Raw genomic sequence first — 1,286 nt, 5'->3', positions numbered from 1 at the left:
TGTTTCTGAGAGAATGTTTTCGCTTCCTTTCTTGCGGATTTATAATTTTTTCTATAACTTGCCACTGTTTATCAGTAAGGTTAGTTGAGTATTGTTCCATAACTCTAATTGATTGACACTCATAAAGCTACAAATAAATCTCCAATTAACCTACTGATTTACAATATATTATTCATTGCAATAACGTTTATCTTCAATAAATTTTAAACAGCTTCTTAAATTAAAAAGTTAATTCTTAACTCTCATGAGATTCATCAATCTTATCGTCGTCCATTGTTCCGCCACCCGCTGCGACCGCTACTATACGGAGCACGACTTGACGACAGACCAGAGGTTGTCAAAAAACTCTTTTTAACAAAATCACCCTTGCTACAGATATCTGTGACAGGGGGGGATTTTCATATTTTTGGTGTTTGGACACATCCTCCTATCATTTTTATATCCGGAAGAATGGTGACATCAAGTCTCTTCGCCCCTTGTCCCTGCCCGGAGGCGAATGCAAATAGCATCGGTGTCTGTTACGAAGGTGGTCTTGACGAGTATGGTCGCCCTGCCGATGCGCGTACCCCTTTCCAAAGGCATTCTCTGCGCGTACTTGTGTTGCTGTTGCTGAAAGATTATCCCAGTGCCCGGCTTTGCGGTCATCGCGACCTAAGCCCCGACCTGAACCATAACGGGGAGATAGAGCCGGAAGAGTGGGTGAAGCAATGTCCTTGCTTTGATGCAACGATTATTTTGACAGAGCCTGCACCACCCAATCCGGCATACTTATAGAATGTTTTATTCTCTTTCTTTGCGTTTCTCGCGCACGTATATATAGTGTGTGTTGTTATTTTCTCTCTCTTTCCTTTCCTCAAAAATGTTCGCTCAAAATATCTTTATGAACCAGATAGTTACAAAAAAAGTTTCGTTTTTATTAAAAGAAAATGGCAGATATGTTTGGCTTGTATTGCTAAATCCTTACCTTTGCAACCGCTTTCCAAGAGACGGAAAGTGGTGAAATTGAAATGCTGAAACAGAATTGTGGAAGGTGACGCAAAGAAAGAAAAAGATGAATTGAAACTTATTAATATTTCTCCTTATCTTTGTAGTCCGATTCGCAAAGAAGAACTTTTTCTTGTTTTGCTTTTCCTTATCCTTATTTAAAGGAGTCGAAAAGAAGAAAGAAAAAAAAACTTCCGGAAAAATTTGGAAGTTATGCTTTGAAGTTCTTACCTTTGCACCCGCTTTCTGAAAGGAACAGCATCGCAGTTAAGACAGCGATCTTTGAACAGATTTACATAAAC

General features: G+C 39.2%; 1 pseudogene. It reads left to right on the top strand.

Features of this window, described 5'->3' with window-relative positions:
* Nucleotides 1-244: 244 nt before the first annotated feature.
* Nucleotides 245-774: pseudogene (locus tag HU824_RS19960) on the top strand (N-acetylmuramoyl-L-alanine amidase).
* Nucleotides 775-1,286 lie beyond the last annotated feature (512 nt).

The organism is Bacteroides sp. L10-4 (genome assembly GCF_013373675.1).
GTDB lineage: Bacteria > Bacteroidota > Bacteroidia > Bacteroidales > Bacteroidaceae > Bacteroides > Bacteroides muris.
The sequence above is the reverse complement of the archived record's forward strand: the minus strand, read 5'-3'. Positions and strand labels throughout refer to the sequence as shown.